The following is a 23,032-nucleotide window of genomic DNA, read 5'->3' as shown; positions in this document are numbered from 1 at the left end:
TAGGCTTCGCTCCTCACGCCTGTCACAGTATAGGTCTGCATTTAGTATTCTAAAAAAGTATATAAGATCATGAGTATAACACCTGATTATTTAATTGAAAGAAGACAAATAAAATCTCGTTTGTTAATTTGGAAGCTAGCAGCTATTATTTTAATTGCGATCGTATTCTTACTAGTCGGTAAAGATTTTGCTCCAAAAGAGGTGTTACCTATTAATAGTAATGAAGACTATATAGCTTCCGTATTAATAGACGAAATAATTCTTGAAGACGAAAAGCGTGACAAAAAACTCAAAAAAATAATCGATGATTCTCATATTAAAGCGTTAATAGTTAACGTAAATTCTCCCGGCGGTACGGTAGTCGGCGCTGAAAAAATTTATAATATTCTGCGTAAAATATCCGCAAAAAAGCCGGTAGTGATAGTTATGGGAACAATGGCTGCAAGCGGTGGTTATTTAATCTCTCTTGGAGGTGATTATATTATCAGCCATAACGGAACTATTACGGGTTCAATCGGTGTAATACTACAAACAGCCGAGGTAACGGAGCTTGCTCAAAAATTGGGGATTAAGTTTAATAATTTCAAATCGGGTGAATTAAAAGCTGTCCCAAATCCTACCGAAAAACTGACGGAAGCAGTGCGGGTAGCCATTATGGACAATATAGAAGATACTTATAATTTCTTCCTTGAACTTGTTTCAGAGAGGCGTAATCTTCCTATAGAAGAAGTAAAAAAGCTCGCAGACGGACGAGTATATTCAGGTCGTCAGGCTTTAAAGTTAAAGCTTGTGGATGCTATAGGCTCAGAAGATACTGCATTAAAATGGTTACAGGAAGTTCAGAAAATTAATGTTAATCTACTAGTTAAAGATTATCAATTAAAACCAAAACCAAAATTAATGGACATAATACTTGAAGATTTTGATAGTATAGCACCTAGTTTTTTTAAAAATAGTTTTAACGGAATCAAGGCAATTTTTTAATAATGATTACTAAGAATTATTTAATAGATAAAATACATGATAAGCTGAATTGTCTTTCTAAAGAAGATGTTAAAGATTCAGTAGATTTAATTTTAGATTATTTAAACGAATCTCTTAAAAAACAAAAGCGTATCGAAATCAGAAATTTCGGTAATTTCTCTATCCGCAAACGCAAATTTCCTGAAAGCGAAAAATTCTATAATACGGTTTATTACAGAATGCCTAAAAATTTATTTAAGGAATAAATTTCCATGGCTCTTCATACTAAAGATTTAGAACTCTTCACAAAAATATTATCGATAGATGGGAAGCTGATTATTCAAGCACTTAATATAGACTCTTTTATGTATCACGATATTATAGGGAATGGGAAATATGATTCTTTTTTTGAAGCATTATATAATTACTTAAATGATAGTACACCAACAATCATGCCTTTAGTATCTGAATAAGAAAGAATATTATCCTATTGTTGAAGAATTATGTAATGAATCTTTAAAGGAAAAAACATCATCAATAATGATATATTGAGAAAAAGAATCTGATAATCACCCTCTACCTAGATGGGAATATGAAGCAACTTTAGAATATTATTTAAAAACTAGAAAAAATTATGATAAGCTTAAACCTGAACCTGAACCCGAAATAGAAAGAAGCAAAGATGAACCTAATTTAAATTATGCAGAATTAGATTTAAAATATTATGAAGAATCTTTAGACTATTACTGAAAGGTTATAGGGTAGGGTAATAAAATTTTCCTCTCACTTGACATTATAATAATAGGCAGCTATCTTAAGTGTAAAATTAAAACAGGGTATTTATGATAAGGTATTTAATAATTTTATTTGCTTCTATAGCTTTAATTGGCTGTACCGGTCCAAAAACTACGAAACCCAAAGAAGTAGTAGAGCTTGACGGTGATCCAAGCTATGCAATCATGCAAACAATCGATAGTACTAACAGAAATATCGCTAGTACTACTTCATCTCTTCCGAGTACTCCGGCTAGATAGAAATGCTTGCTATTATTTCTTCTGCTAAAACTCTAAATTTCGAGAAGTTAGCTCCCAAGACAGAGCTGACAATTCCAATGTTCCTTACGTTAACTAATAAACTACTTTCTACACTCCAAAGCTATTCTGAGAATCAATTATCGAAAATAATGAATATAAGTGCAAAACTTGCACTTATAAATAAAGAAAGATTTAAGGATTTTGATAATCAAGAGAGTAAAGCGGCTATTTTTACTTATGCAGGAGATGTTTTTAATAATATACATATAGAAAAATTAACTAATCATGCATTAAATTTCTTGCAATCACATTTGCTTATTATATCAGGACTTTACGGAGTCTTAAAACCGCTAGATACTATTAAGCCGTATAGATTAGAAATGGCAACAAAATTAAATGAAATAAATTTAACAAACTTTTGGCAAGATGAAGTCACTAATTATATTAATAAAATTCTTGCTAAACAGGAAAATAAATATTTACTCAACCTAGCATCACAAGAATATTCATCTGTAATAAACCCAAATAAACTTAAATATCAATTAGTTAACGTTCATTTTAAAGAAAATAGGAACGGTAAATTATCAAGAATCGGTATAAATGCTAAAAAAGCTCGAGGGGCGATGGTCAAGGTTATTGCTAACAACCTAATTGACTCACCTGAGCTACTTAAGAATTTCTCATATTTAGGTTATGCATTTAGTACTAAACACTCATCCGATAACGAATTGGTGTTTATTAAGAGTTAAAATAGTAGGGGTGAAATACCAATAGAAATGCTTCAAGTTATTAACTTTAATTAAAAAGTTAGTATTTTCTTTACAAAATAGTGGGTTTACTTTATAATACATGCATATTTATTAATAAGTATTTATTATGATAAAAAATCCTAAATCTTCAGCAGTCTCAAAATTTAATCCTATAGCATTGTCATACAATAAAATAATAGAGTTTAAATCACAAAAGGCTTTAATTGTAACGGGGGAATGAATAGAACCATTAAAAAATGTAAAAAGTTCTATAGATGCTAGTGCAGAAATAGCAACAACTCTTTTAAACTCTTTAGATAGCAAAACAACAACAAAATTGGGTATTCCACAAGTAACAAGTCTAAAACTTAATACACTAAAAACTTTATTTGATAATTATGAATATAAAAATATTCAAGAACATAAAGTACTGAAAAGAAGCCTTAAGCACATATCATGTTGCATTAAAAGCGAATAAAGAAATTAGCATTTTTATAAGCCCCAAAACTTATAGTATATTGTAAATAAAGAACCCAAAACTATTAATTTTATAAATATTTTTCTTCAACTTCAAGGGATGATCACTGCTATACATTGCAGTATAATGAATAACCATGTGGAAGTAGCAGAAAAATTATTTATAGATATATTGTCAAAAGCAAATATAGATTTAAATTTAATATATTCCCAATACGAATTTCAAATTCATAAAGCTTATACCAATACTTTATTTGAGTTAGTCAATCAGTTTATATCATGGAGTATGGAGATAAAATTATTAAAGATTTAACGCCTCATATAAGGCATTATTAAAATATTACATATACGCTCTCTACCATATTAATTAATAATAATCACTTAGATGAAGCTAAAAAATTGCTTACGGCAGCACTTAGCAATATCACTATAGATGATCAAGTAAATGCCAAAGATATATAGGTTGGTGTCAGTATAACTTAGGGGGTGGTTTATTATAAAACTGGTCAGTTAGAACTTGCTATAAAATATTATAATAGTGCAATAGATAGGTTATCTGAAGAGGAAGAAATCATATATAATTTATGGACTATCTATGGTTATCACTCTGATTCAAAAAATATAGAAAATTTACTAAAAAGGTAGCCTTAAAGCTTTACTAAAATTAGGTCGAGACTTAAATAATATCACCAATGAAAAATTAGAGACAATGAATTCTAAAAATTTATTACCTTACCACGTTCAAAGTTTTGCGCTTTATAAATATACTGTTAAATATAATGCTCTTTCAGATGAGAGATGAGAGAAAAATTGCACAAAAAATACGTTTAGCAAAGGATTTAAATACAATAATTTAAAAAACTGATGTCAATCCTACTGATGAGTTACTTGTACTTTCGGTTGCCATTTATACAAAACAATTGGATATAGCACGTAATATATTAAATAACATTCCTAACAACGATATTGCTATTTATAAAAGTTTAAATTTATCTACTTTAGCAGCTTTTCCTGATCCAAATTCTATAATTTATAATGCACAAATACATTAAAAAAAGAAGAAATAACAGAAGTCCTTAATGCTGCCAGCATCTCGCTAATGGCAGAAGATGCAAAAGAATTTGTTTCTAAAAATTCTCAAAACGTTTTACAAAATGTAGAGAAAGTTTTAGAAGATGCCCCTCAAAATGAAGAAACTTTAGAAATTGGAATAAATGCTGCTTTACTTAATAATGACATAAATAAAGCTAAGGAATATGCAAACCAATTAAGTAAGGAAAAACAAGAAGAAATTTTTACAAATGATTTTGGAGAGGTTAATGACGCAGAGGATTTAGATCAATTATTTAAGCAATATGATGCAAAAAAATTCATCAGTATTATCAGCTTAAAAAAAAACAACAGCTTCATATATTAAGTCATAAAATTACTCATTATATCACTTCATGGAATATTCCAGAGAAAGGGTATATTAAAAATACTGCAGCTACTTAATATAGGTAAATATAAAGGTCAAGATTGTTATAGTATTATTGATGAAAAAATAAAGAAAGCTGTTGATTCTTTACTGCCACGGTTTGAGAAAGCTATGGCGAAAGGAATAATACATCATCCATATGGAATAAATGGAGTTAAATTTTTGAAGGAGAATGCTGTTGCAATAAAAATTAACGCCGGTAAACGTATATTAACGGATAAAATTTATGAAAACACAAGACACGAGTTATTAATAAATTTTGATTATGAGACCAACCCTAAAGAAGCTGAAGTATTTATTAACGGTCACCATTTGGAGATTTGCCCTACCGAAGGTTTATAAATTTTATCCTATCTAATTGATATTCTCTAACCTTCTTTGAACACTGAAAAGCCTCTACTTTATACTGCGTTCGCCGTTTGATACCTTTGTAGCAATACCGAACAATGGAGAATGGTGAGTGATAGTGGGCTCGAACCACCGACCTTTACGATGTCAACGTAATGCTCTAACCAACTGAGCTAATCACCCTGATAATTTTTTTAATCTTTATGTAGTTTTGGCTTTATTGCATTATGGACCTTATAATATTTACAATTAAGATAAGTGTCAATTGATTAGTTCAAGTTATATGTTAAAAAGATTATATTGATAAAAAATAGTTATATTGCATACATTTATTAAAAAAACAGAAAAAACTCCTAAAACAGCTATTTCAATAACTAAAACTTAAGATTAAAGGAAGGTTTTAATGAAAAACTTTGATGAATTTAAAAAAGAGTTATTATCAAACCCCGAAGTAAAAAAAGCTTATGAAGAACGAAAAATGGAATTTGAGATAGCAAGCACTTTAATAAAGGTTCGTCTTGCATCTAATATGACTCAGGCGGATGTTGCTAAAAAATGTCTAATTCTCAAGCACAAATAGCAAGAATGGAAAGCGGACATCATATTCCTAATTTCTTAAGCCTTCAAAAAAATACGCTAAAGCTGTAAATCAAAAAATTAATTTGTTGATTACCCCATCATAGGGTGTACTACTAAATCTATATGTAGTTTTTAACCTTTGTTTTTTTAAAAAATTCATTAAGGTACTAGATTTCAAGCTTTATTTCCATTATTTATAATATTTTATTATTTAGTCTATAATTTTATGGTGGATTTAAAAACTAAAGCCTTTGATATTTCTCAAAATTTCACTATTTCTCTTGACGGTCCTGCTGCTTCAGGTAAAGGGACTATCGGTTTAATACTGGCCAAGAAATTTTCTCTTAAATATTTTCAGTCAAGTATTGTTTATAGGCAGCTTGCGTTTGACTGTATTAGTCAAAAAATAGATGTCACTGATATAGATGCGGTAATTGCTTTATCTAAAGAATTAAAACTCGACAATAATTTTGACTTAGAGAATGAGAATATAGGAAATATAGCATCGCAAATTGCTGTAATAAGTGAAATTAGAAATAATCTAAACAAATACCTGATTAGTCTAGTAAAAACAACACCTAGAATGATTATGGAGGGTAGGGATATAGGCACCGTTGTTGCACCTGACGCCGATTTAAAGATTTTTATAACCGCAAATCCTCAAATTAGGGCTGAAAGACGATATAAGCAGTTGCAAGCAAAAGGAAAAACATGTATACTCGATGAGATTTTACGGCAAATAATTTTGCGAGATAAAAGAGATAAAGAGCGAAAAGCTGCACCGTTATTACCGGCTTCAGATGCTTTAATTATCGATACTTCAAAGCTTTCGGCTATGGAAGTCGTAGAAGAAGTAACAAATTATATAAAGAATAAAATAACTTGAAAAAGTGCTAGGTTATTTTATTCGATTGTATGGCGTTATTGCATGGCTAGTATGTCATTCCCGCGTAGGTGGGAATCCAGAAAAAGCGAAATTGAGCTTTTAATATTAAAAATTCAGTGTGTTTTTACCTTTTAGTTACTGGATTCCCACCTACGCGGGAATGACATACTAGCCATGCAAGAGCATCCAATTTTATTAACCTTTCAAAAAATTTTTATTAGCCTAGGCACTTTAGCTAATACTACGAGAAGAATATGTCAATAAAACTAAAACAACGATTTGTTCCACAACTTGCAGCAATGAATCACGAATTTGCGGAAGATTTCTCTAAAATGCTTGAAACCGTTGATACAAGTCATATAAAAGAAAAAACGGTAGTTAAAGGTCAAGTAATCGAAATAAAAAACGATATAATTATTGTTGACGTTGGATTAAAAAATGAAGGTAGAATACCTAAGTCTGAATTTTTAGCTTTACCTGAAGTTGGGGACGTAGTTGAAGTTTTCATCGAGAAAATTGAAGGACGTAACGGCAGAACAATATTGAGCCGTGAAAAAGCAGTTAAAGAAGAATTATGGGGACAACTAGAAATCATGTGTTCCAAGGGCGAATTTGTCGACGGTACGATTTTCGGTCGTGTAAAAGGAGGCTTTACCGTCGATTTATCCGGTGTAGTAGCATTCTTACCGGGAAGCCAAGTTGACGTTAGACCTATTAAAGATCCTACTTCTATAATGAATATCAAGCAACCGTTTAAAATTTTAAGTATGGATAAAAAGCTTGGTAATATAGTAGTTTCAAGAAGAGCTATTTTAGAAGAATCACGTTCCGAAGCTAGAGATGAGATGCTATCTAAAATTAAAGAAGGTATGGTATTAGAAGGAACCGTAAAAAATATTACTGATTATGGTGCGTTTATCGATCTTGGAAGTGTTGACGGTTTATTACATTTAACCGATATTTCTTGGGGAAGAGTTAACCATCCTTCAGAAGTGTTAGACTTTAACCAAAAGGTTAAAGTAATGGTTATTAAGTTTGATGAAAAAAACAAAAGAATATCACTCGGTATAAAACAACTTGATTCTAACCCATGGGAAGCAATTAAAGAAGAATTCCCCGTCGGTAAACAAATGACCGGTAAAGTTACAAATTTTGCTGATTACGGCGTATTTATAGAATTAAAAGACGGGCTTGAGGGACTTGTTCATTCAAGCGAAATTAGTTGGTTAAAATCTAATCAAAATCCTAGAAAAACGCTAACTATAGGGCAAGAAGTAGAATTCGTAGTTTTAGAGGTCGATACTGAAAAGCATCGTGTTTCTTTAAGTATTAAACAATGCCAAGAAAATCCTTTAACAAAGTTCGCTGAAAATAATCCTGTCGGTACTATAATTAAAGCACCGATTAGAAATATTACGGATTTCGGTATTTTTGTTGCACTCGGTAATAATATGGACGGCATGATTCATGAAGGTGATATTAGCTGGGAAGATAAAGGAACGGATCTATTAAAATCATACAAAAAAGGTGACGAAATAGAATGCAAAGTTCTAGCCATTAATATTGAAAAAGAACAAGTTAGTTTAGGTATAAAACAATTGTCGCCGAATCCATATCAAGAAATCAGTGATGAATATAAAAAAGGCACCATAGTTAAAGCCCTTATAACAGAAGTTAAAGATGAGGGACTCGAAGTATTATTAAACGATAAAGTAGCAGGTTTTATTAAAAGAACTGAACTATCGGATGAAAAAGACGAGCAGAAGCCTGAAATGTTTCAAATAGACAAAGAAATAGAAGCAAAAGTTGTTTCTATCGAGAAATCAACCGGTAGAATTTTATTATCGGTAAAAGCTCATAAAATAGCAGAACGTCAAAAAGCTCTCAAAGAATATGGTTCTAGTGATAATACTACCAATATGGGAGATATACTTGCTAATGCTTTAGAAGATAAGAAGTAATAATCTATTATAAGTCATTGCGAGGAGAAACTGTAAGTTTCAACGAAGCAATCTCAGGAGTTCTATGCTACTTCATGAGATTGCCATGTCGGTTATTAAAATAACCTCCTCGTAATGACGAAAAACTATTTAATTAATCAATTTCAGGAGAAAATATTAATGTCGTATGTACCGATAGTAATTGAACCAACATCACGCGGTGAACGTGCTTATGATATATATTCAAGATTGCTAAAAGAACGTATAATCTTTGTATGTAGTACTGTTGAAGATCATATGGCAAACTTAATTGTTGCACAATTATTGTTTCTTGAAGCAGAAAATCCTAAAAAAGATATATATATGTATATCAATTCCCCCGGAGGAGTTGTAACCGCAGGTCTTGCAATTTATGACACAATGCAATATATAAAACCTAAAGTGGCTACATTATGCATAGGTCAAGCTTGTTCTATGGGTTCACTTTTACTGTGCGGGGGTGAGAAGGGGATGCGTTATAGTTTACCTCACAGTCGTATTATGATCCATCAACCATCAGGAGGTTATAAAGGGCAAGCTACCGATATAGAAATCCACGCTCAAGAAACCCTAAAAATCAAAAGGTTACTTAACGAATTGTATAGTAAACATACTGAACAAGAGTTAAAACATATCGAAAAAAGTATGGAACGTGATAATTTCATGTCACCGGAAGAAGCAAAAAAATTTGGATTAGTAGATAATATAATGTCTTCCAGAGATGCTATGGCATTGTTAGCAAAATAAAGATTAAATTTTATAGATTTAGTTTTATTATTATAGTATAAGAGAATTAATTTGTTATAGTCAAGTCAGTGGGATTTGCACACCAGAAGCGAGGAGTTAAACCTAACTAATAGGAGAACGACGAATGACGATGCAGGCGAGTCCAAATCAATTGACTATATTGGGGTCATAGCTCAGTTGGTAGAGTGTTTGAATGGCATTCAAAAGGTCGGGGGTTCGACTCCCCCTGGCTCCACCATATCTTATTGCTATTTCAATTTATAAATACTTCACACAGTAAACATATCATAAACTAAGGACTTTTTGCTTTTCAAAAAAAGTTAGATAATATTCAAATCTTATCATAATTCCTTTTTAGATTAGTTTTAACTTACTTAGTGAATTAATAAGAGGCTATAAAATGCATAAAGTAATTACACAATTATCAGAAATTAAATTAATTGGTATATTACAACAGGTCGGAGAATATAAAGCTCAAAGCGGGGCATTTTAAAGGTAATACAAGTTATTTAATGATAAGCAATATATTAACATAAGCTTTACCCCACTTTCTACTTCTCATTTTTTGCTTTTTTTAAAATGGCTAGAAATGCCAAATATAAAACTATGGTGGGATAAGGATATAGAATGGAGTTTAGAATTGATCGAACAAAAATACTCAAGCTATGTTATAGGGTATAAGCTAGAAAATAATGAGCCTAAAAATATACACGCTTACATTATAGAAGCAGACTGTACTCCTTTACAATGCTTATGATTTTGAGTGTTCAGACCCATTAATAAACTTACCTTCAAAACTTGCAGCACTTGATTATTTCTTTAATGCTTAGGTTCTGTGGACATTTAATAGAATAATAATAATTATGACTCTTTTTTGCTGCAAATTATAAGTTTTTTTGAAATATGAATAACTATTCCTTCAAAAATATTATTAATTTTCGCTAAAAAATACTTCAAAATAAAAAATCAATTAGAAATCTTCACAGAACCTAGATATATTAATATAGATTAAGTGTAAAAAGAATTAGTGAGAAAATGCTAAAAGATCAGAATTTAGATATAGAAAGAAAGCAAGACCATATTGAAATTAATCTTACGAAAAACGTTGAATCTACACTTAAAAGCGGTTTTGAATCTATTCACTTTATTCACAATGCATTACCGGAAATTAACTACGATAGCGTAAATACAACTACTACTTTCCTCGGAAAATCTTTACAAGCACCTATCCTAATTTCTAGTATGACCGGAGGCACGACTAGAGCTAGAGATATTAACTATAGACTTGCACAGGTCGCTCAAAAAGCCGGTATTGCTATGGGGCTTGGCTCTATGCGGGTTTTGTTAACGGAACCGGATACAATCAAGACATTTGCAGTAAGGCATATAGCTCCCGATATCCCTTTACTAGCCAATATCGGTGCAGTACAGCTTAATTACGGAGTGACACCTAAAGAATGTCAATATTTAGTGGATGCTATTAAAGCCGATGCCTTAATTTTACACTTAAACGTGTTACAGGAACTGACTCAGCCGGAAGGTAATAGAAACTGGGAAAAGCTGTTACCTAAGATAAGAGAAGTGGTTAATTACCTCTCTATTCCGGTAATTGTTAAGGAAGTAGGATACGGTTTATCTAAAAAAGTTGCTGAGAGTCTTATTGACGCAGGGGTTAAGGTTCTTGATATTGCAGGGAGCGGTGGGACATCTTGGAGTCAAGTAGAGGCTTATCGTGCTACAAATTCGTTACAAAACCGTATAGCTAGTAGCTTTATTAACTGGGGAATCCCGACTTTAGATTCTCTAAAAATGGTACGGGAAGTTTCAAAAGATATTCCGATTATTACCAGTGGTGGGTTCAAATCCGGCATTGACGGTGCAAAAGCAATTCGTATAGGAGCTAATATTTTTGGACTTGCCGGTCAATTTTTAAAAGCGGCAGATACTTCTGAAAGCTTGCTTTCCGAAGAGATACAATTGATAATCGAGCAGCTTAAAATTACCATGCTATGCACCGGATCACGCACTTTAAAAGATTTAGCAAAAGCAGAGATTAGGTTGTAGTAAAATTTATATTCATAATATATTGGCACCAAATTCAACAATAACTCTTTCGGTCTTATAATAACTCATTTGAACAAGTTTAATTTCCTCAAGATAAATTACCTTTGGTAAATTCGTTAATGACTTTCCGCCAAAATATTAATAATTAATGATTACTCTAGAATAATAAATGTTTTAAGTGTATATATATACGGAGTATGGGATTTTAAAGATTTTTCGGAAGAGAGTAAGGAAGTATATGGGAATGCTTTGAAATCATTTAATGCCGGCTTATTTTCAGGAATAACCGCAACTTCCCATAATCTTTTATGCATTTGCCAAATTTGCTTAGCTACTTGCCTACCAACTCCTTTATTTTGAAATCTTGCTATAATAAAAAATTCCCCCATATTCCAATCGATTTTATAATGCGTTCCAACCTTATTAAGCAATATAAAACCTGCTATTTCGTCATTTCATTTAATTCAATAGGCTTTCCTATCCGTTTCTATAAAATATTTTTTGTAATTATCAGCTTCATATAAACTATCTCGTGGCAATGTCCAATCATATTCATCTGATTCAAACCCACAATAACGCGATATATCATATATATAAAACCGTACCATATTTTGGATTAGAGGGTAATCAGCAACGGTTGCAGTGGTTAAACGTATATTCTTTACAGATTCATTCTTCATAACTCTTTTCTTAAATATAATTTAGCCATTTCTCCGGAATTATGATAACCTAGCACTTCATAAAATATATGCGTACTGTCTTTAGCACATCGATAACCAGAAGTAAGATCAACGATTACGAGGCTATATTTTTTTGCTATTTCTTCTAAATATTCCATAAGCTTTTTACCTATTTGTTTTCCCCGATAATTCTCATCAATAACTAAAGCTTCAATATGAATTTTAGTTTTATCTGAGGCGAAAAGCAGCGATTTAGACCAAGCAATAAATCCAACTATTTTATTATCTAAACTAGCTAAAGCAACATCATACCCCTCACGATTTATAAAATTCTTAAAACGTGCTATTAATTCTTCTGAACTAGAAGGATAGCCAAGTTGAGCCATCAAAGGTAAAATATTTGTAATATTATCAGGAGTTGCTAAACTAATATTTACACTACTCATAATTATCCTTTTGCTCTTCGTTTCTTTAACCTAGCTAAATCTTTTGGACTAGGTAAATAGCTTTTTAATTTCGTAGGTAAATTCTTCGGTTAATTTAAGTTTAAATTTACCCGTTTTTAACTCAATAACAACATAGCATTTAAGTTTAACATGATAAAAAACTAAATCTAAGTAATAATCCTCTCCTTCTAATTCTATAGGTATGGATTACCTATAAATACAAAATCTTGACCGAGTTCTAATAAAAAATCCTTAATATTATCTATTAGCTTATTTTCTAGTTCTCGTTCTAAAATATTTTCTTTAATATCTAGAAATTCTAAATTATAAGGATTTTTTATAATTGATTTTGCTAAATCAGACTGCATTGCCGGTAAAGTATGTCCAAAATTATTTATACTTTTTCCTGATCTTGCGCATAAATTGCTTTTAATTTGCAAGGTTAGTACGTTACGTGACCAACCGTTTTCTATAGTTTTGTGTGCATACATACCAAAGCCTTTCAGTATGATTTTTAACTTTTGAGACAATGACTATATGATATCCCCAGGGAATTTCTCCAACAGACTGTTGGGGGATTTGTTCATCGTTATATTCTTCAGCAAACTGCCTCATATAAGAAATATTTTCTATAACTTTGCTCCCCACTTCTCAAGCTTTTGACGTTTAATTATTTGAAAACCAATATTTCAATATAGTTTTATCAATTCTTTATTTACGCTTAAATGTGCACGAATTCGTATTTGCTTGATTTCTAGCTTCAGATTCTCAATTAAATCGTAGTATGATTTGTAATCTAAAATATTATTCATTTACTCAATATTATTTGTATGCTCTAAAATCTTCTCTGCTAAAGCACTTGCCGTTAGATCACTAACATCTATTTCTAACAAATGAGAATGCGTTATATTAATTAACTCTGCGTTTCCTTCAATACTCAAAGATTTATAACACAAAACTCTCAAAACTCTATCAGGCCTTTGTATTCGTTTATTATTTTCCTCTACTGAAATAAGTAGTTTTACCGGTACAACAAGAGAGTCACGCTGCAAAGCCATATTTTCTACTTGCTTAAAAAGCTTATGATCACCTTAATTATCTTCTAAGACATTGGTTAATATTATTATATGGCTTTTCGGTTATTTAGGTATATGTTAAATATTGCTGAATATCATAGAAAGTACTAAAAAACAAAAAATTTCCTTTCATATATCCTTTAGTGTTTTATAATGGCATACAAAAATATACTGCTCCTTTAAATTTATGGGAACTATTTGAAAATAGTGCATTAGTAAAAGCTACTTGGATTAATGATTATCAGCTAATTAATGTTCATGAAATTCCTGATGAAAAATTGACAGAAAATACTTGGTCCGGAATTTTATAATGTTTTATGAAGCACATTCATACACGAGATTTGTTAAAGAGATGGTAAGAAATAGCAGACCTTTTACCTATATTTGCTGAGGTTAATATAGGGATTGATTATATAGAGTTAATTTTATTCTACATTTTGACCAAACGCGGTCAAAATGATATAATAGAAATAGAAAAAATACTTAAATCACAATTAATATAGCCAAAAATTTAATCACAGCTGGTGTAAAAACTGATTTAATAGCTACCTCAACCGGATTAAAGAAGGAAGAGGTTGAAAAACTTAAATAAATTACTTATACATGTATTTATTATCATTTATATTAGGAGGATTAAATGCATTACTCCGTCAATTACATTTATCAATTTGCTCTATAGAGTTTTATAAAGATGTATATAAAAACTATCAAGGGTACGGAATAAGATATGTATTTACCTTATCTTTTATTCCATCAATAATTTATTGTATTTTTATATTAAATTACATAATAACTTTAAAAGATTATTTTAACGGAATACAATCATCAAAAGTTACAGCCAACATTGAATATATTATCAATCAATTACCGGAAATTAAATATAATAATTCAAACATTTCAGTTGAAGAAGTAGAGCCTATATATTTATATAGCAAGAATAACAATAAAATAGTCGTCATTGATACAAAAAATCAAGTTTCTAACAAAGAAAAAAGCAAAATACCGTTTGTACTTGAAGAGAATAAGCTGAAGATAAATTTAATTGTAGCCAATACTAAGAAAAATTTCCCAAGTACTATTAACTATTCTGAGATATTCAAGCAAAATGAAGTAATTTTAACTCCTGAAATAATAAAAAAATATTTTGCCGATCATTTATTATATGCACCAAATTTATTTATTTATTTCGGTATGCCGGCTATTATATTATTTTGGTTTGTAACATTCTTATTAGAGAGAAGTATTATAGTTTTGTTAGTATATAGCTTAGCTAATTTACTTACTACTAAAACTTCAATACAAACTTCTATAAGGTTAGTAATGTTTTCAAGCGGAGTCCCGATAATATTACAACCGGTTATTATTATATTAATACCGGAATTAAGCATATTATTACAGCTACTACAAATGTTTACAACTTGTTTAGTATTTGTCGCTATTTGGCAAATTAACAAGAACCTATCGCACTATATGTAAGAAAAATCAATTATCATATAATATGTGATTTTAAATCCTCAATTTACTAACAAAACAGCCTATTATGGTTTGCAGAAGAGCCGCAAGTTAAGGCATTTTCACAAGATAAAGAAGTAACAGAAGTAGACCTTATAAGAGGAAGAGTAATTAATATTTATGATAAAGGCGGCTACTTAAAGCCGGATCAATTGGTAATTCATGAACGAGAAGCTATTGGAGTAAAAAATGTTGAAGTAAAGAGCAATCTAAATGTCTTTCAACAAATTTTCGCTGCAGTAGGTCTTATAAAGGACACAAAAACAATCAAAGAAGAATTTACTTATACTATCGGCGATATACAAGGAATATTAGAGGATAACGGTCAATTTATTAATAATTCTGAAAAAATTAGAAAATTTGTTGATAAAAATAGAGATATTCAAATTGCAGATATTGATGGTATCGGTATTGGTAATTTAAATCATCAGGGTAAAATACAAATTAATTCAAAGTTTGGACTAAGTAATGAAAAAATTATTCTTTATAAGGATGGTCAATTAGCTGCTATTGCAAGAAAAGGTCCACTTATAAATCAAGAAGGAGAGCCTTTATACAAAGATAACTTAGTCCAAAAAGATAATAAGGTTTATCTAGTTGGAGATGTCAGAAGAAATATTGATACACCTTTTAGAGATCCCAAAACTAGAGCTAGAGATAATTGGAATAGATTAATAAAGAAATTTAAGCATGCTTTAATACCGGAACATGAGTTAGGAAAATTAAACGATGCAATAGTAGATTCTGTAAGAGTTAAAGTAGTTCATCCAAATCCAAAACTTGCAGAACATCATCTTCAAGAAATAGCTCAAGGTAAACAAATATGGGATGGGCATAAATTTAAAATATTACGTATGGGACCAGAAGAAAAAAATCACCAATTATTCTATGATACCTCCTCTCAAAGATTACTTGATGCTAACGGTAAAGTAGCTTCTACTTTCGCGGTAAAGAAAGTAAAAGCATGAGTAATGTTCAAGCATTTGTAATGGGAGAGGATGGAACAATTTATATGGGTACTCATAAAAATCAATATTTGCCAAATACTAAAAATCTTGTTCACGATTCATTTTTAAGTGGAAAGCCTGCGGAAGCAGCAGGAGTTATAGGTATAAATGATAGGAGAAAAATTGATTACCTTCGTAATAATAGCAGTCATTATCAACCTGAAGCTTTAGATATGTACTGTGCTGTAAAAAAATACAAGAAACTATGCCCGGTGCTTTAGATAAAAATTGTCAAATCGATATTCAAGGGCATCTACGAATACTTGTTACTGATTTTGTAAAAAATATGGAAACCAAAGTAGGTTTCAGAAAAAATGCTAAAACTCATTATGAAAAACTAAGAGAGGAAAGAATAGAGAAAATTAAAAATTATCAAACTAATTTAAAAAATATTGCTGCTTCTTCAAAACCTAAAGCTAGAAATAGAACAACAAACAGAGGGCGTGGATAATAAATTAACTATTTATAATTAAATGTCATTCCTGCGAAAGCAAGCATCCAGCTAAATGTCATACTCCAGCATTGTTGCGTGGATTGGTAAAACCCATTATGTCACCTAGTTCGCTTGACCACTGGGACCATAAAAATAATTTAAAGTACTAATATTTAATTGGGTCCCGCTACAAGCTTACGGGATGATGACAAAGCAATTGTGGATTCCCGCTTCTAGCTAGGAATGATATCGAAGGTGTTTTTTGCACCATGCAACAACGTCCCTAGGCAATGTTGGATTAACACTTATTTATAATATTCTCTCCTTCTTTTCTACTGCTACTAGTTTTTACACAATTAAATTTTAGTTTATATTAACAAGCTAATTTTTTATTAAATAATATAATTATATACTTGACTAAATTACTTGGGTATTGTAGATATTAAACAATTTTAAGTTTTAATAGGTTGGTTATATGATGCTGACGACGAAAGGAAGATATGCCGTAATGGCAATACTTGAAATGGCTTCAAAATCAAGTACCGAACCGGTCACTTTGAATGAAATGTCCGTAAAACAAAATATATCGCTTAACTATTTAGAGCAGATATTTTCTAAACTTAAAAAAGCTGATCTAGTTAAGGCTATTAGAGGATCGAAAGGTGGGTATATTTTAATCGGTAACCTAGAAGAAATAAAAATTTCCGATATTATGGACGCCGTTAACGAAAATTTTATAATGACTACCTGCTATAAGAAGTCAGTTAAAACTTGCGTGCCTGATACAATAAAATGTAATTCGCATAAATTATGGCAAGGTCTTGGTAAGCATATTAGAGATTATTTTGAAAATATCTCAATTAAAGATGCTTTAAACTCAAATTTAAATATATGATATATTTAGACCATAATGCTACTACTTTTATCGACCCTAGAGTTAAGGAATTCATAATAAGTTTAATGGACAAGGAGCTTAACCCTTCATCAGCACATAGCTCAGGTAGATTTGCTAAGAATCTCATAGAAACGGTACGCGCACAAATAGCGACGGCTCTTGGTATAACCTTATCATCTAGAGAATATGATATTACTTTTACTTCATCAGGAACTGAAGGTAATAATTTAATAATGAAAAATTTTTATGACGGCGATATTTTTATTTCAGCTATTGAACATTTATCGATCTATAACCATATAAACTACGCTCCAAATATTAAAGTTATAAGTGTTAATACGCAAGGGCTAGTTGATTTAGAACATTTAGAAGAGTTGTTAGCTCAAAGTAATACTAGTAAAAAACTAGTTTCCATAATAATGGCTAATAATGAAAGCGGAGTTTTACAAGATATAGCTGAGATAGGTAAAATAACTAAAAAATATGAGGCAAAATTTCATAGCGATTTAGTGCAAGGTTTTGGCAGAATACCAATAAATATCAAAGCATTAGGATTAGATTTTGCTACAATTTCAGGGCATAAAATAGGAGGGGGGCAGGGTGGTGCTGCTTTAATTTCTAGCTCTAATTTTCAAGTTACTCCAATGATTATAGGAGGAGGGCAGGAAAAATCAGTACGCTCAGGCACTGAAAATGTTTTAGCAATTGCAGGATTTGGTTTAGCTTCTGCATTGAGGACAGATAATATCTCAGAAAATTATATAAAAATCAAAAAGTTACAAGAAAATTTAGAGAAAAAATTAAAAAAATATCCTAATGTAAATATTGTTAGTAATAACGTAGCTAGATTGCCTAATACTACCTTAATTACTATACCAAATACGGATGCACAAGCGAAATTAATCGGGTTTGATTTACATAATATTTGCGTAAGTTCCGGTTCTGCTTGTTCATCGGGAAAAATATCTAAATCGCATGTATTAACCAATATGGGTTTAGGGGAAGAAGAAGCAAAATCTTCGATTAGGATATCTTTAAGCCATACTAATACGGTAAGTGATATAGAGGCTTTTATAGAGGCTTTTGAGGAGATTTACGATGTCATTCCTAGCTAAAAGCTACGTTGTTGCACGGCTCCGTTTATGTCATTCCCGCTTCCGCAGGAATGACATCGATGACTGTTTAAACTATACCAAAACATGAATTAATTTAACCATATGAACCCACAATTAAACAATTTAACCTTACCGATATATATGGATTATCAGGCGACGACTCCAATAGATCCAAGAGTAATGGAGGCAATGTTGCCTTATTTTACTACCAAGTTCGGCAATCCTCATTCACGCAGCCATTCTTTCGGTTGGGAGGCAGAAAACGCCGTTGAAGAGGCAAGGAGTATGGTAGCAAAGTTAATAGGAGCGGATACTAAAGAAATTATTTTCACTTCCGGTGCAACTGAGTCTAACAATCTTGCAATAAAGGGAATAGCAAAATTTTACAGCAATAAAAAGAATCATATTATTACCGTAGTCAGTGAACATAAATGCGTACTTGATGCTTGCAGGCATTTAGAGCAAGAAGGTATAAAAATCACATACTTACCGATTAAGCCAAATGGAATAATCGATTTAGAAACTCTAAAAAATGCCATTACCGATCAGACTATGTTAGTTTCAGTTATGGTGGTTAATAATGAAATAGGTGTTGTTCAGCCTTTAAAGGAAATCGGGAAAATTTGCCGTGAAAAGGGCGTTTTTTTTCATTCCGATATTGCTCAAGGTTTTGGTAAAATTCCAATTGATGTTAACGCATTTAATATTGATCTTGCCAGTATCTCAGGGCATAAAATTTACGGTCCGAAAGGAATAGGTGCATTATATGTAAGGAAAAAACCTCGTGTGCGTGTTACACCGCTCATAAACGGTGGCGGGCAGGAGAGAGGTATGCGTTCAGGTACGCTACCGACTCCTTTAATCGTAGGGCTTGGCATGGCTGCTGAAATAGCGTATAGTGAGATGGAAAAAGATACTAAGCACGTAAATTACTTATTCGACAGATTTTTAAATAATATACATAAGCGAATTTCAGAAGTTTATTTAAACGGCGATAAAAATCAAAGATATAAAGGTAATTTAAATTTAAGCTTTGCCGGAGTTGAAGGAGAATCAATGATCCTTGCCATTAAAGATTTAGCGGTTTCCTCCGGTTCTGCTTGTACTTCTGCCTCTTTAGAACCGTCATATGTTTTACGTTCTATGGGAATCGGTGAAGAGCTTGCCCATACTGCAATTAGGTTCGGCATAGGTAGATTTACTACCGAGCAGGAAGTTGACTACGCAGTAAATTTAATATGCTCAAAAATCGATAAACTAAGGGAATTAAGCCCTCTTTGGGAAATGATGCAAGAGGGAATTGATTTGAAAAAGATTAAATGGGCTGTACATTGAGAATATCGGCATTGCGAGCAGCCGTAGGCTGCGTGGCAATCTTGTCAAATATCCTGAGATTGCTTCGTCAAAACTTGCAGTGTTTCCTCGCAATGACGGCTCAGGTATTCACGCAAGTATAACATACAAAACCAAATTTTAGAGAATAACAATGGCTTATAGCAAAAAAGTGATAGATCATTATGAAAATCCTCGTAATGTTGGATCGCTTGATAAAGAAAATAAAAATGTTGGTACAGGACTAGTTGGAGCTCCTGCTTGCGGTGACGTTATGAAGTTACAAATCGCAGTTGATGATGACGGGATTATTACAGATGCTAAATTTAAAACATTCGGCTGCGGTTCAGCTATTGCTTCAAGTTCTTTAGTAACGGAGTGGGTTAAAGGAAGATCGGTAGAAGATGCCGAGACTATTAAAAATACCGAAATAGCAAAAGAATTGTCACTTCCACCGGTCAAATTACATTGCTCACTACTTGCTGAAGATGCAATAAAAGCAGCTATAGCCGATTACAAACAGAAAAAAGAAAGCAAAAAAGACTCTTAAAATATGAAAAATGTTATTTCATTAACCGATTCTGCTGCAAAGCAAATAAAATTGCTAATAGAAAAACGCGCCAAGCCTACCTTTGGTATTAGGGTAGGGGTTAAGTCAGGCGGTTGTGCCGGTCAGACTTATTACGTGGAATATGCCGATAGTAAAAATCAATTCGATGAAGTAGTTGAAGAAAAGGGCGTACGGATACTAATCGACCCAAAGGCATTAATGTATATTCTAGGTTCTGAAATGGACTATGTAGAGACTAAATTCAAATCCCAATTCACTTTCACCAATCCTAACGAAAAAGCTAGTTGCGGCTGCGGCAAATCTTTTAGGGTGTAACACTTTAGAATCAATAAAGGTTTTAAAATATGTTTAACTGGGTTTATAATAAAATATTCTCTTATCCTTCACCTAATATTGAAAGCTTACGAAAAGCACTATAGGAAAGAATTGATTTCTTTTCTCCGCTTAATACAGAAGAAAAGGAAAGAAGGGCTGAAATTAGACTTATGAGAGATGCTGATATCGAAAATGATAAAAAGTCTATTCTAGAAGCAATAGTAAAAAGGATAAATTATTTTAGAACCCTATACGGAAATACCTTTAAAAGAAAGTTGGCTATTTAATCACAAAAAGGTTTTAACGCAATTAAATAACGGTATTAAAGATTCTGCTAAAGGGCAAGTTAAATTTATAGAAGATTTCAGTAAATATTTAGATGATGACTTTGAAAATTCTTTTTACTATTCAAGCTAGTAAAGATTTGGAAGAACTCGAAAATAATCAAGGATTAGAAAAACGTTTAAAAGCAGTAAAAAAACACTGGCATATCTACAGGCAAACCCTCATCATCCTAGTTTAAATACCCATAAATATAAAAATCTGTTAAAGGACATAACGGAGAAGAAATATTTGAAGCTTATGCTGAAAATAATACTCCTGCTGCTTATAGAATTTTTTGGTATTATGGACCAAACAAAGATAATATCACACTATTCTAGCAATTACAGCACATCCATAAAAAGTCAATTGCAGTTGACTATTACACCAATAGATTTATTTTAAGAAAAATCATGCAAATCACCGGAAAATGAAATCCCCCAGCCTACTGCGATATGATTAGGATCGCGTATATTAGTATATTTAACTAAATCCTGAACAGGAGTATCATAATTTTGTGAAATTTTTGATAAAGCATCTCCTGATTTCACTGTATAAACTTTAGCGGTGCGATTTGGCATATTAACTCCTAAGATTATTTTTGATAGCTTAAAAAGCTATCAATCTTTTGTTTAGAAATCAAGAGTAAAATAATTATAGTAGTTTTAACTATTGCTAAAAATCATTATTTCAGCTATGTTAAAGCTGTTTCTTTAAATTAGATTAATATGTCACAAAAATTAGGTTTCTGGGCGGTTTTTGCCTTAGTAACCGGCAGTCAAATCGGTACTAGCGTTTTTATATTGCCGTTAAGTTTAGCACCGTTCGGTATATACAGCATTTGGGGCTGGGTACTTTCATTATTCGGTGCTATGAGTATAGCACTTGTATTTTCTACCCTTTGTGCAAAATTTCCTAAAACAGGAGGTCCGCACGTTTATGTACGGGAAAATTTTGGGGATAAAATAGCTTTTTTCACCGGTTGGACTTACTGGGTTATATCCTTTGTCAGTACAAGTATAGTAGTCATTTCGGCAATAGGTTATCTAACGCCTTTTTTTAAATCACAAGCGATTTTAGACTTAATATTACAGATCATATTATTAGGTGCTATTATGGTTTTAAATTTAAAAGGTCCTGAAGTAGCAGGAAAAGCAGAGTTTTATTTAACTCTCTTAAAATTTGTTCCATTGCTTATAGTAGGTTTATGTGCTTTATCACATTTTAATATAGATAATATAACTATTGCCGAGGAAGTAGAGAATTTAAGCATTCCGAGCATTATGGGAAGAGTTGTACTTCTTACTTTTTGGGGATTTATCGGCATAGAATGTGCAACTACCACGGCAGGTGCGGTAAAAGATCCGGCAAAAACCATTCCACGAGCCATAATAGTTGGAACTTTTTGCGTAGCAGTGTTATATATTATTAATAGCATAGGTATAATGGGATTAATCCCTGCTTCTGAACTTGTCAGTGCTAAAGCTCCTTATGCCGATGCCGCTTCATTATTATTCGGGGGTAAATGGTCAAGCGTAATTACGGTTATAGCCTCGATTATATGTATAGGTACGCTCAATGCTTGGGTGCTAACTAGCGGACAGATAGCTCTGGGGCTTGCAGAAGACGGTTTATTACCGAAATTTTTTGCTAAGAAAAATAGCAATAACGCTCCAACTCACGGAATTATTGTAAGCTGCCTTGGCATTGTGCCGTTATTAGTCTTTACGGCAAATGATAATTTTGCCAAACAGATTACACAAATAATAGATTTCTCGGCAATCACATTCTTATTCGTCTATTTAATTTGTAGCTTAGCTTTTTTAAAGGTGATTTTTAGCTCAAAAGAAAATTTTTCTTATTATTATTTACTGATAGCTATAATATCGATTATCTTTTGTGCATGGGTTATCTATGAAACACCTGTTAAAACTCTGATTATAGCGAGTGCTTTTACTATCTTTGGTATTCCTTTGTATTATGGATGGTATAAATGTCATTCCCGTCTATGAGCGTTGCCTAGCTG

34 protein-coding genes, 2 tRNA genes and 1 pseudogene are annotated in these 23,032 nt (G+C 31.8%); 28 read left to right on the top strand and 9 right to left on the bottom strand.

Translation table 11 applies throughout. The features are described 5' to 3' along the window. The first annotated feature begins 69 nt into the window (after positions 1-69). From sppA to RC_RS03815, 5 genes are all read left to right on the top strand, one after another. Positions 70-984, top strand: a complete 915-nt coding sequence (gene sppA / locus RC_RS03835; protein ID WP_010977375.1) for a signal peptide peptidase SppA — start codon at positions 70-72, stop codon at positions 982-984. A gap of 2 nt (positions 985-986) precedes the next feature. Beyond that, entirely contained in the window at positions 987-1,229 is a 243-nt protein-coding gene (locus tag RC_RS03830; protein ID WP_010977374.1) for an HU family DNA-binding protein, read from the top strand. A 6-nt stretch (positions 1,230-1,235) separates the two neighbouring features. Then, positions 1,236-1,436, top strand: a complete 201-nt coding sequence (locus RC_RS03825; protein ID WP_010977373.1) for a hypothetical protein — start codon at positions 1,236-1,238, stop codon at positions 1,434-1,436. Positions 1,437-1,805: 369 nt separating this feature from the next. Continuing rightward, the gene (locus RC_RS03820; RefSeq protein WP_004998377.1) at positions 1,806-1,997 is read left to right on the top strand and encodes a hypothetical protein; all 192 of its coding nucleotides are present in this window, start codon (positions 1,806-1,808) and stop codon (positions 1,995-1,997) included. Between the two features lie 2 nt (positions 1,998-1,999). After that, positions 2,000-2,746 (top strand): YaaA family protein, encoded by a 747-nt coding sequence (locus RC_RS03815; protein WP_010977372.1) that lies wholly within the window; start codon positions 2,000-2,002, stop codon positions 2,744-2,746. A 111-nt stretch (positions 2,747-2,857) separates the two neighbouring features. On the opposite strand, the gene RC_RS03810 is transcribed toward RC_RS03815, so the two are convergent. Continuing rightward, positions 2,858-3,070 carry a hypothetical protein gene (locus tag RC_RS03810; protein ID WP_016830819.1) on the bottom strand — a complete coding sequence of 71 codons (213 nt, stop codon included), beginning with the start codon at positions 3,068-3,070 and terminating at the stop codon, positions 2,858-2,860. A 253-nt stretch (positions 3,071-3,323) separates the two neighbouring features. Here RC_RS03810 and RC_RS03805 point away from each other — a divergent pair, with 253 nt between their 5' ends. The 5 genes from RC_RS03805 to RC_RS09085 all read left to right on the top strand — a co-directional run bounded on the left by RC_RS03805 (position 3,324) and on the right by RC_RS09085 (position 5,042). Further along, complete coding sequence (locus tag RC_RS03805) at positions 3,324-3,536, top strand: hypothetical protein (protein ID WP_010977371.1); 213 nt, start codon at positions 3,324-3,326, stop codon at positions 3,534-3,536. A gap of 173 nt (positions 3,537-3,709) precedes the next feature. Next, positions 3,710-3,868 (top strand): hypothetical protein, encoded by a 159-nt coding sequence (locus tag RC_RS09435; RefSeq protein ID WP_010977370.1) that lies wholly within the window; start codon positions 3,710-3,712, stop codon positions 3,866-3,868. A gap of 275 nt (positions 3,869-4,143) precedes the next feature. Then, positions 4,144-4,275: a hypothetical protein gene (locus RC_RS10810; protein ID WP_016830817.1), complete on the top strand. Its 132-nt coding sequence runs from the start codon at positions 4,144-4,146 to the stop codon at positions 4,273-4,275. A 47-nt stretch (positions 4,276-4,322) separates the two neighbouring features. Then, positions 4,323-4,640 (top strand): hypothetical protein, encoded by a 318-nt coding sequence (locus RC_RS03800; RefSeq protein ID WP_010977369.1) that lies wholly within the window; start codon positions 4,323-4,325, stop codon positions 4,638-4,640. Between the two features lie 222 nt (positions 4,641-4,862). Further along, positions 4,863-5,042 carry a hypothetical protein gene (locus RC_RS09085; RefSeq protein ID WP_228368866.1) on the top strand — a complete coding sequence of 60 codons (180 nt, stop codon included), beginning with the start codon at positions 4,863-4,865 and terminating at the stop codon, positions 5,040-5,042. A 112-nt stretch (positions 5,043-5,154) separates the two neighbouring features. On the opposite strand, the gene RC_RS03790 is transcribed toward RC_RS09085, so the two are convergent. After that, a tRNA-Val gene (locus RC_RS03790) sits at positions 5,155-5,231 on the bottom strand. 220 nt (positions 5,232-5,451) lie between these two features. Here RC_RS03790 and RC_RS10300 point away from each other — a divergent pair. The 7 genes from RC_RS10300 (at position 5,452) to fni (ending at position 11,303) form a co-directional block, all read left to right on the top strand. Continuing rightward, positions 5,452-5,628 (top strand): hypothetical protein, encoded by a 177-nt coding sequence (locus RC_RS10300; RefSeq protein ID WP_010977367.1) that lies wholly within the window; start codon positions 5,452-5,454, stop codon positions 5,626-5,628. Positions 5,629-5,853: 225 nt separating this feature from the next. Next, positions 5,854-6,513: a (d)CMP kinase gene (cmk, locus tag RC_RS03785; protein WP_010977366.1), complete on the top strand. Its 660-nt coding sequence runs from the start codon at positions 5,854-5,856 to the stop codon at positions 6,511-6,513. A gap of 254 nt (positions 6,514-6,767) precedes the next feature. Then, positions 6,768-8,474 carry a 30S ribosomal protein S1 gene (locus RC_RS03780; RefSeq protein WP_010977365.1) on the top strand — a complete coding sequence of 569 codons (1,707 nt, stop codon included), beginning with the start codon at positions 6,768-6,770 and terminating at the stop codon, positions 8,472-8,474. Between the two features lie 159 nt (positions 8,475-8,633). Next, positions 8,634-9,239 (top strand): ATP-dependent Clp endopeptidase proteolytic subunit ClpP, encoded by a 606-nt coding sequence (clpP, locus tag RC_RS03775; RefSeq protein ID WP_004998361.1) that lies wholly within the window; start codon positions 8,634-8,636, stop codon positions 9,237-9,239. A 162-nt stretch (positions 9,240-9,401) separates the two neighbouring features. Next, positions 9,402-9,477, top strand: a tRNA-Ala gene (locus tag RC_RS03770). Positions 9,478-9,828: 351 nt separating this feature from the next. After that, positions 9,829-9,996, top strand: coding sequence for a hypothetical protein (locus RC_RS09905; RefSeq protein ID WP_016830812.1), 168 nt, complete (start codon positions 9,829-9,831; stop codon positions 9,994-9,996). A 278-nt stretch (positions 9,997-10,274) separates the two neighbouring features. Further along, positions 10,275-11,303 carry a type 2 isopentenyl-diphosphate Delta-isomerase gene (fni, locus tag RC_RS03760; protein WP_010977362.1) on the top strand — a complete coding sequence of 343 codons (1,029 nt, stop codon included), beginning with the start codon at positions 10,275-10,277 and terminating at the stop codon, positions 11,301-11,303. Between the two features lie 152 nt (positions 11,304-11,455). Here fni and RC_RS10295 read toward each other — a convergent pair whose 3' ends face one another. The 6 genes and pseudogenes from RC_RS10295 to RC_RS03735 form a co-directional block, all read right to left on the bottom strand. Further along, complete coding sequence (locus RC_RS10295) at positions 11,456-11,734, bottom strand: GNAT family N-acetyltransferase (protein WP_010977361.1); 279 nt, start codon at positions 11,732-11,734, stop codon at positions 11,456-11,458. 33 nt (positions 11,735-11,767) lie between these two features. After that, positions 11,768-11,983 (bottom strand): hypothetical protein, encoded by a 216-nt coding sequence (locus tag RC_RS03750; protein ID WP_010977360.1) that lies wholly within the window; start codon positions 11,981-11,983, stop codon positions 11,768-11,770. Next, positions 11,980-12,429 (bottom strand): GNAT family N-acetyltransferase, encoded by a 450-nt coding sequence (locus RC_RS03745; protein WP_010977359.1) that lies wholly within the window; start codon positions 12,427-12,429, stop codon positions 11,980-11,982. The genes RC_RS03750 and RC_RS03745 overlap by 4 nt, the downstream gene beginning before the upstream one ends. A gap of 48 nt (positions 12,430-12,477) precedes the next feature. Beyond that, a pseudogene (locus RC_RS10290) lies at positions 12,478-12,797 on the bottom strand (PDDEXK nuclease domain-containing protein). A gap of 82 nt (positions 12,798-12,879) precedes the next feature. Then, positions 12,880-13,044: a DUF1016 N-terminal domain-containing protein gene (locus tag RC_RS07635; protein WP_071597801.1), complete on the bottom strand. Its 165-nt coding sequence runs from the start codon at positions 13,042-13,044 to the stop codon at positions 12,880-12,882. 197 nt (positions 13,045-13,241) lie between these two features. Next, the gene (locus RC_RS03735) at positions 13,242-13,487 is read right to left on the bottom strand and encodes a hypothetical protein (RefSeq protein WP_010977356.1); all 246 of its coding nucleotides are present in this window, start codon (positions 13,485-13,487) and stop codon (positions 13,242-13,244) included. A 161-nt stretch (positions 13,488-13,648) separates the two neighbouring features. Between RC_RS03735 and RC_RS10285 the strand changes: the two genes are divergently transcribed. The 10 genes from RC_RS10285 to RC_RS03685 all read left to right on the top strand — a co-directional run bounded on the left by RC_RS10285 (position 13,649) and on the right by RC_RS03685 (position 20,685). Then, positions 13,649-13,816 carry an Rpn family recombination-promoting nuclease/putative transposase gene (locus RC_RS10285; protein WP_010977355.1) on the top strand — a complete coding sequence of 56 codons (168 nt, stop codon included), beginning with the start codon at positions 13,649-13,651 and terminating at the stop codon, positions 13,814-13,816. A gap of 292 nt (positions 13,817-14,108) precedes the next feature. Next, a complete protein-coding gene (locus tag RC_RS03725) occupies positions 14,109-14,981 on the top strand; it encodes a DUF1189 family protein (protein WP_010977354.1) in 873 nt (290 codons plus the stop codon). Positions 14,982-15,169: 188 nt separating this feature from the next. After that, positions 15,170-15,985 carry a hypothetical protein gene (locus tag RC_RS03720; RefSeq protein ID WP_010977353.1) on the top strand — a complete coding sequence of 272 codons (816 nt, stop codon included), beginning with the start codon at positions 15,170-15,172 and terminating at the stop codon, positions 15,983-15,985. Beyond that, positions 15,982-16,245, top strand: a complete 264-nt coding sequence (locus tag RC_RS03715) for a hypothetical protein (protein ID WP_010977352.1) — start codon at positions 15,982-15,984, stop codon at positions 16,243-16,245. Before RC_RS03720 ends, RC_RS03715 begins: the two co-directional genes overlap by 4 nt. Then, positions 16,230-16,475, top strand: a complete 246-nt coding sequence (locus RC_RS03710) for a hypothetical protein (RefSeq protein ID WP_004998335.1) — start codon at positions 16,230-16,232, stop codon at positions 16,473-16,475. The genes RC_RS03715 and RC_RS03710 overlap by 16 nt, the downstream gene beginning before the upstream one ends. Positions 16,476-16,932: 457 nt before the next feature. After that, positions 16,933-17,352, top strand: coding sequence for a Fe-S cluster assembly transcription factor (locus RC_RS03705; RefSeq protein ID WP_010977351.1), 420 nt, complete (start codon positions 16,933-16,935; stop codon positions 17,350-17,352). After that, the gene (locus tag RC_RS03700) at positions 17,349-18,467 is read left to right on the top strand and encodes a cysteine desulfurase family protein (RefSeq protein WP_010977350.1); all 1,119 of its coding nucleotides are present in this window, start codon (positions 17,349-17,351) and stop codon (positions 18,465-18,467) included. Before RC_RS03705 ends, RC_RS03700 begins: the two co-directional genes overlap by 4 nt. Positions 18,468-18,569: 102 nt before the next feature. Continuing rightward, the gene (locus RC_RS03695) at positions 18,570-19,802 is read left to right on the top strand and encodes an IscS subfamily cysteine desulfurase (RefSeq protein ID WP_010977349.1); all 1,233 of its coding nucleotides are present in this window, start codon (positions 18,570-18,572) and stop codon (positions 19,800-19,802) included. Between the two features lie 151 nt (positions 19,803-19,953). After that, the gene (gene iscU / locus RC_RS03690) at positions 19,954-20,349 is read left to right on the top strand and encodes a Fe-S cluster assembly scaffold IscU (RefSeq protein WP_010977348.1); all 396 of its coding nucleotides are present in this window, start codon (positions 19,954-19,956) and stop codon (positions 20,347-20,349) included. Positions 20,350-20,352: 3 nt separating this feature from the next. After that, on the top strand, positions 20,353-20,685 hold the full coding sequence (locus RC_RS03685) for an iron-sulfur cluster assembly accessory protein (RefSeq protein ID WP_010977347.1): 333 nt from the start codon (positions 20,353-20,355) through the stop codon (positions 20,683-20,685). Between the two features lie 722 nt (positions 20,686-21,407). On the opposite strand, the gene RC_RS03675 is transcribed toward RC_RS03685, so the two are convergent. Then, positions 21,408-21,587 carry a LysM peptidoglycan-binding domain-containing protein gene (locus RC_RS03675; protein WP_010977346.1) on the bottom strand — a complete coding sequence of 60 codons (180 nt, stop codon included), beginning with the start codon at positions 21,585-21,587 and terminating at the stop codon, positions 21,408-21,410. A 147-nt stretch (positions 21,588-21,734) separates the two neighbouring features. Here RC_RS03675 and RC_RS03670 point away from each other — a divergent pair, with 147 nt between their 5' ends. After that, on the top strand, positions 21,735-23,018 hold the full coding sequence (locus RC_RS03670) for an APC family permease (RefSeq protein WP_010977345.1): 1,284 nt from the start codon (positions 21,735-21,737) through the stop codon (positions 23,016-23,018). The last annotated feature ends 14 nt before the right edge of the window (positions 23,019-23,032 follow it).

It is taken from the genome of Rickettsia conorii str. Malish 7, assembly GCF_000007025.1.
Taxonomy (GTDB): Bacteria; Pseudomonadota; Alphaproteobacteria; order Rickettsiales; family Rickettsiaceae; genus Rickettsia; species Rickettsia rickettsii.
The sequence above is the reverse complement of the archived record's forward strand: the minus strand, read 5'-3'. Positions and strand labels throughout refer to the sequence as shown.